A 6,749-nucleotide genomic window follows, 5' to 3' on the forward strand; every position below is an offset into this window, starting at 1 on the left:
ATCGCCGACACCGGCTGCTTGATCCCCAGATTCACCACGTTGTAGCCGTTGTTGGACAAGATGATGTCCACCAGGTTCTTGCCGATGTCGTGCACGTCCCCGCGGACCGTCGCCAGCACGATCGTGCCCTTGCCCTCCGCGTCCGACTTCTCCATGTGCGGCTCCAGATAGGCGACCGCGTTCTTCATCACCTCGGCCGACTGGAGCACGAACGGCAGCTGCATCTGCCCCGACCCGAACAGCTCGCCCACGACCTTCATCCCCTCCAGGAGAACGTCGTTGACGATCTCCAGAGCGGGACGCACCGTCAGCGCTTCGTCCAAGTCCCCTTCGAGGCCGTTCTTCTCGCCGTCGATGATGCGTCGCTGGAGCCGCTCGTCCAGCGGCAGCGCGAGCAGCTCCTCGGCCTTGCCCGCCTTCATCGACTTCATGTTGACGCCCTCGAACAGCTCGAGGAACGTCTGGAGGGGGTCGTAGCCCTCGGTCCGGCGGTCGTAGACCAGGTCCAGGGCGACCTTGACCTGCTCCTCCTCCAGCCGGGCGATCGGCAGGATCTTCGAGGCGTGCACGATCGCGGAGTCCAGACCGGCCTTGACGCACTCGTCCAGGAACACCGAGTTCAGCACCACACGGGCGGCCGGATTGAGGCCGAAGGAGATGTTCGACAGACCCAGGGTCGTCTGCACGTCCGGGTGCCGGCGCTTCAACTCCCTTATGGCCTCGATGGTGGCGATGCCGTCCTTGCGGGACTCCTCCTGGCCCGTGCAGATGGTGAAGGTCAGGGTGTCGATGAGGATGTCCGACTCGAGGATCCCCCAGTTGCCGGTCAGATCGTCGATGATCCGCTCGGCGATGGCGACCTTCGCCTCGACCGTGCGGGCCTGGCCCTCCTCGTCGATGGTCAGCGCCATCAGCGCGGCGCCGTGCTCCTGCGCCAGCCGGGTGACCTTCGCGAAGCGGGACTCGGGGCCGTCGCCGTCCTCGTAGTTGACGGAGTTGATGACGGCCCGGCCGCCGAGCTTCTCCAGCCCCGCCCGGAGGACGTCCACCTCGGTCGAGTCCAGCACGATCGGCAGCGTGGACGCCGTGGCGAACCGGCCGGCCAGCTCGGCCATGTCGGCGACGCCGTCGCGGCCCACGTAGTCGACGCAGAGATCCAGCAGATGCGCGCCCTCGCGGATCTGGTCGCGGGCCATCTCCACGCAGTCGTCCCAGCGGGCGTCCAGCATGGCCTCGCGGAACTTCTTCGACCCGTTGGCGTTGGTCCGCTCGCCGATGGCGAGATACGACGCGTCCTGCCGGAACGGCACGCTCTGGTAGAGCGACGCGGCGCCCGGCTCCGGCCGCGGGTCACGGGCGGGGGGCACGATGCCGCGGACCCGCTCGACGACCTGCCGCATATGCTCCGGAGTCGTGCCGCAGCAGCCGCCCACCAGCGAGAGGCCGTACTCCCGTACGAACGCCTCGTGGGCGTCGGCGAGCTCGCTCGCGCTCAGCGGGTAGTGCGCGCCGTTCTTGCCCAGCACCGGCAGACCCGCGTTGGGCATCGCGGACACCTTCGTCCGCGCATGCCGGGCCAGATAGCGCAGGTGCTCGCTCATCTCGGCCGGGCCGGTGGCGCAGTTCAGACCGATCATGTCGATGCCCAGCGGCTCCAGCGCGGTCAGCGCCGCGCCGATCTCCGAGCCCAGCAGCATCGTCCCGGTCGTCTCGACCGTCACCGAGCACAGCAGCGGCAGATCCACGCCCGCGACCTCGCGGGCCCGCCGTGCGCCGAGGATCGCGGCCTTGGTCTGGAGGAGGTCCTGAGTGGTCTCCACGAGCAGCGCGTCCGCGCCGCCCGCGATCATGCCCTCGGCGTTCTGCTGATACGCGTCCCGCAGCGTGAGATACGGGGCGTGGCCGAGGGTCGGCAGCTTGGTGCCCGGACCCATCGAGCCCAGCACCCAGCGCTGCTGCCCGGTCGACGCCGTGAACTCGTCCGCCACCTCGCGGGCGATCCGCGCGCCGGACTCGGAGAGCTCGAAGACCCGCTCGGGGATGTCGTACTCGGCGAGCGCGGCGAAGTTCGCGCCGAAGGTGTTCGTCTCCACGCAGTCGACGCCCACCGCGAAGTACGCCTCGTGCACCGAGCGCACGATGTCCGGCCGGGTCACGTTCAGGACCTCGTTGCAGCCCTCGAGGTTCTCGAAGTCCTCCAGCGTGGGGTCCTGGGCCTGGAGCATCGTGCCCATCGCCCCGTCGCACACCACCACACGCGTCGCGAACGCCTCGCGCAGGGCGTCGATCCGGGCCGCGCTCATCCCGTGCCCGCCATGGGGGAGGCGAGCTCGCCCGCGGCCTCGTCGCCGTACGTCGAGCGGACCCGGGCCAGCAGCTTCTCGCCGTCCAGGCTCTCCGGCTGGGTGCCGGTGGTCTCCAGGACGGTGGTGGCGAGCGCGCTGCCCAGCTGCGCCGCGCGCTCCAGGCCGAGGCCCCACGCGGTCGCGGCGAGGAAGCCGGCGCGGAAGGCGTCGCCGGCGCCGGTCGGCTCGAGGGGACCGCTCGGCGGGACGGCGGGCACGTCCACGGGCCGCAGCCCGGCGCGTTCGATGTGGACGCCGTCCGCGCCGCGGGTGGTCACCCAGACGCCCACCCGGCCGAGCAGCTGCTGTTCGGTCCAGCCTGTCTTCTCCTGGACGAGCACGCTCTCGTATGCGTTGGTGAACAGATACGCGGGGTGGTCCAGGAGCGCCCGGATCTCCTCGCGCCCCATGAAGGCGAGCTGCTGCGAGGGGTCGGCGGCGAACGGCAGGCCCAGCGCGACGCACTCGCGGGTGTGGCGGACCATGGCCTCGGGGTCGTTGGGCGAGACGACCACGAGGTCGAGGCCGCCGGAGCGCTCGTGCACCGGGCGCAGGTCGATGGTGCGGGCCTGGCGCATGGCGCCCGCGTAGAAGGAGCCGATCTGGTTCTGGTCGGCGTCGGTGGTGCACACGAAGCGGGCGGTGTGCTGGGACTCGCTGACGTGCACCGAGTCGGTGTCGACGCCGTTCTCCTTGAGCCAGAGCTGGTAGTCGGCGAAGTCCGTGCCCACCGCTCCGACGAGGAACGGGGTGAGACCGAGCCGGCCGAGGCCGAAGGCGATGTTCGCCGCGACGCCGCCGCGCCGGATCTCGAGCTCCTCGACGAGGAAGGACAGCGAGACCTTGTCGAGGCTCCCGGCGATCAGCTGCTCGGTGAACCTGCCGGGGAAGACCATGAGATGGTCCGTTGCTATCGAACCAGTTACGGCTATGCGCACGGTCACTGCTCCTTTGTCGGTGGCGGCCGTCAGTCGGCGATGGCTGCCTGGCGCAGCTTCTCGGCGCGGTCCGTGGCCTCCCAGGTGAAGTCGGGGATGTCCCGGCCGAAGTGGCCGTACGCGGCGGTCTGCGCGTAGATGGGCCGCAGCAGGTCGAGGTCGCGGATGATGGCCGCCGGGCGCAGGTCGAAGACCTGGTCGATGGCGCTCTGGATGCGGGTCACCGGGACGGTCTCGGTGCCGAAGGTCTCGACGAACAGGCCGACGGGCTCGGCCTTGCCGATGGCGTACGCGACCTGGACCTCGCAGCGGGCGGCGAGGCCCGCGGCCACCACGTTCTTGGCGACCCAGCGCATCGCGTACGCGGCCGAGCGGTCCACCTTGGAGGGGTCCTTGCCGGAGAACGCGCCGCCGCCGTGGCGGGCCATCCCGCCGTACGTGTCGATGATGATCTTCCGGCCGGTCAGACCCGCGTCGCCCATCGGGCCGCCGATCTCGAAGCGCCCGGTCGGGTTGACGAGCAGCCGGTAGCCCTCGGTGCTCAACGAGACGCCGTCCTCGGCGAGTCGGCGCAGCACCGGCTGGACCACGCAGTCGCGGACGTCGGGGATGAGCAGCGTGTCCAGGTCGATGCCGGGGGCGTGCTGCGAGGAGACGACGACGGTGTCGAGGCGGACCGCCTTGTCGCCGTCGTAGGCGATGGTGACCTGGGTCTTGCCGTCGGGGCGCAGATAGGGGACGGTCCCGTTCTTGCGGACCTCGGTCAGCCGGGCGGCGAGCCGGTGGGCGAGGGTGATGGGCAGCGGCATCAGCTCGGGCGTCTCGTCGCAGGCGTAGCCGAACATCAGGCCCTGGTCGCCGGCGCCCTGGGTGTCGAGCGCGTCGCCCTCCCCGTCCGGCACGGCGCCCTCGACGCGCTTCTCGTACGCCGTGTCGACGCCCTGCGCGATGTCGGGCGACTGCGCGCCGATGGAGACGGAGACGCCGCAGGACGCGCCGTCGAAGCCCTTGGCGGAGGAGTCGTAGCCGATCTTGAGCACGGTCTCCCGGACCAGGCTCTGGATCTCGGCGTAGCCCTGGGTGGTGACCTCGCCGGCCACATGGACCTGGCCGGTGGTGATCAGCGTCTCGACGGCGACGCGCGAGGTGGGGTCCTGGGTGAGCAGCGCGTCGAGGATCGCGTCGCTGATCTGGTCGGCGATCTTGTCGGGATGGCCCTCGGTCACGGACTCCGAGGTGAACAGACGAAGGGACACGGATCCTCCAAGTGCGGCGCGCAGTCTGCCGGATGGTCGTTCCCGGCAGACTGCGCGCCATGGCTGCAGGAGGGCTCAAAGGCAGCTAAACACCCCCGGCGCGGCCCCCGTCGTCCGGGGCGGGCGTGGAGCGGGAGCCGAACCACTCGATCCAGTTCATGGCGAAGAAGACGTCGCCGGAGATCTTCAGTCGTCCGTTGACGAACGCGTCCGTGCCCTTGAGCTCGCCGACGGCGAGGGCGACCAGATCGTCGACGTCGACGCCGATGGTGGCGTCGGCGGGCCGGTCGAGGGCGACGGCGGCGGTGCAGCCGCCGTCCTCGACGACGATGTACCGATGGCGCACGCCCAGCGGGGTGTTGACCGCGTACCGGAAGATCCCGGACTGGCCGTGGGCGCGCTCGGGGCTGAAGCAGGAGCGGAACCACTCGAAGACCAGCTCCAGCAGCCGGTCGATCTCGTCCTCCGGGGTGTGTCCGGCGCGCGCGGCGGCGCCGGCCTCGGCGAGATGCTTGAGCTGGAGGTGACGCGCGTCGGGCGGGCGTGTCATGAGGCGCCTCGCTCGGCGGGAGCGGTCGCGGTGGTGTGCTCGATGAGGACGGAGGCGTCCTTGTCGCCGTCGCCTGCGGCGACGACGGCGGCGAAGCCGGCTCTGACGGTGTCGAGGACGGGCAGCGCCACGCCGGCGCCGGCGGCGTCGTCGATGGCCAGGCGCAGGTCCTTCTCCATGAGGGTGGACCGGAAGAAGGCCGGCTCGTAGCTGCCCTTGCGCATCAGCTCGGCGCGGAAGCGCATGACGATCGAGCTGAACCCGCTCTCGGCGACGGCGGAGAGCAGTCGGTCGCGGTCGAGTCCGGTCCGCACGCCGTACGCCACCGCCTCGCAGAGGGAGGCGACTTGGGCGCCGAGGAGCAGGTTGAAGATCAGCTTGATCGTGGCGGCGGTGCCGGGGGCGCCCAGGTGCAGGACCTCGGAGCCGATCGCGTCGAGGATGCCGGCGACCTCGGCGACGTCCTGCTCGGCCCCGCTGGTGTAGACGCGGAGCTTGCCCTCGCGGGCCTGGAAGGGGTTGCCGACGACGCACGCCTCGACGCGCCGCAGCCCGGCGTCCGCCAGCCGCGCGGCGGCCGTGCGGGCGTACTCCGGGGAGACGGTGGAGGTGTCGACGACGATGCTGCCCGGGACGAGGACGGGGACGATCTGCCGGAACAGGACGTCGTCGACGGCGGCTTCGTCGCTCAGGCTGAGCAGCACGACGGACTGTCCGCGCGCGGCGTCGGCGGGGCTGTCCGCGACCAGGGCGCCCGCGTCGGCGAGAGCGCGGGCCTTGGCGGCGGTGCGGTTGTGGACGACGAGGTCCATGCCCGCATCGAGCAGCCGCTGCGCCATGCCGCCGCCCATGTTCCCGAGGCCGACGAAGGCGATGCGGCCGCCGGGCGCGGGCCTGGGGGCGGGGACCGTCGCGGGCTGGGCCGCGCCCTGCGCGAAGGGGCCGCGGGGCGGCTGCGCCTGGTGCGCCGGGGGGATGTCGTAGACGGTCTGCGTGGTCGTCATCTCGCCGCGCGTGCGGTACTGGCCCAGCCTGCGGCGGTGCTCCACATGGGCCTCGCTCACCTCGAACGCGCGGAAGGACTTCTCGTCCGCCCAGTCCGTGATCACGTAGTAGACCGGGGTGTCCCCCTCGGTCGCCCGCGTCAGCGTCTGGCCCCGGTTGGCCGGCTGGCGGGCGATGGCCGAGCCGACCTCCCACCAGGTCCTCTCGAACTCGTCCTGTGTGCCGGGCTGGATTTCCATCCGCAGGATCACGCGGAAGAGGGGAGTCTCGGCCATCTGTCAGCCTCCAAGGCGTAGGGATGCCGCATTACCCTCTCCGCCGCCCCTCGATCCCGGATCGAGGACGGGTCCGGCCCTCCCGTGCCCCCCGCGGCCCGTACGGCGCCTGATCGGCGAGGAGGCGGACGCGCGGGGCCGGGGAGAGCCGCGCGACGGCGACCTGCTGGAGCTCGTCCTTGGCGCGGGCCGGCGGGCCCGGTCGGCCTGACGCTTGCGCTGGGGCGGCTTCGGGCGCTCGGGGCGACCGGGTTCCTGCTCGCGCTGCCCGCGCCGGGACATCCGCTGGGCCTCCGCGGACCGCCCGCGGCCGAGGACCGCCTCCAGCTGCGCGGCCAGCGGCGCCGGGTCGGCCTCCTCGTCGCCGGCCGGCCGGCGCG

At 71.6% G+C, this 6,749-nt stretch carries 5 protein-coding genes and 1 pseudogene; 1 reads left to right on the forward strand and 5 read right to left on the reverse strand.

From position 1 onward, the window contains the following. From metH to AB0M39_RS41005, 5 genes are all read right to left on the reverse strand, one after another. The coding region (gene metH / locus AB0M39_RS40985; RefSeq protein ID WP_365374010.1) for a methionine synthase at positions 1-2,303 on the reverse strand (2,303 nt) is incomplete at its 3' end. Continuing rightward, complete coding sequence (locus AB0M39_RS40990; RefSeq protein ID WP_365374013.1) at positions 2,300-3,283, reverse strand: carbohydrate kinase family protein; 984 nt, start codon at positions 3,281-3,283, stop codon at positions 2,300-2,302. The genes metH and AB0M39_RS40990, both read right to left, overlap by 4 nt. 29 nt (positions 3,284-3,312) lie before the next feature. Continuing rightward, the gene (metK, locus tag AB0M39_RS40995) at positions 3,313-4,539 is read right to left on the reverse strand and encodes a methionine adenosyltransferase (RefSeq protein ID WP_365374016.1); all 1,227 of its coding nucleotides are present in this window, start codon (positions 4,537-4,539) and stop codon (positions 3,313-3,315) included. 85 nt (positions 4,540-4,624) lie between these two features. After that, positions 4,625-5,089, reverse strand: a complete 465-nt coding sequence (locus tag AB0M39_RS41000) for an SCP2 sterol-binding domain-containing protein (RefSeq protein WP_365374019.1) — start codon at positions 5,087-5,089, stop codon at positions 4,625-4,627. Beyond that, positions 5,086-6,369: an NAD(P)-binding domain-containing protein gene (locus AB0M39_RS41005; protein ID WP_365374022.1), complete on the reverse strand. Its 1,284-nt coding sequence runs from the start codon at positions 6,367-6,369 to the stop codon at positions 5,086-5,088. Before AB0M39_RS41005 ends, AB0M39_RS41000 begins: the two co-directional genes overlap by 4 nt. 186 nt (positions 6,370-6,555) lie before the next feature. Between AB0M39_RS41005 and AB0M39_RS41010 the strand changes: the two are divergent. Beyond that, positions 6,556-6,749 (forward strand): annotated as a pseudogene (locus AB0M39_RS41010) (hypothetical protein); the annotation flags it as partial.

Source organism: Streptomyces sp. NPDC051907, from assembly GCF_040681075.1.
Lineage (GTDB): Bacteria > Actinomycetota > Actinomycetes > Streptomycetales > Streptomycetaceae > Streptomyces.

Excerpts from the sequence above, each read along its gene's own strand:
- AB0M39_RS41000 (WP_365374019.1), bottom strand. The coding sequence starts at position 5,089 with ATGACACGCCCGCCCGACGCGCGTCACCTCCAGCTCAAGCATCTCGCC.
- AB0M39_RS41005 (WP_365374022.1), bottom strand. The coding sequence starts at position 6,369 with ATGGCCGAGACTCCCCTCTTCCGCGTGATCCTGCGGATGGAAATCCAG.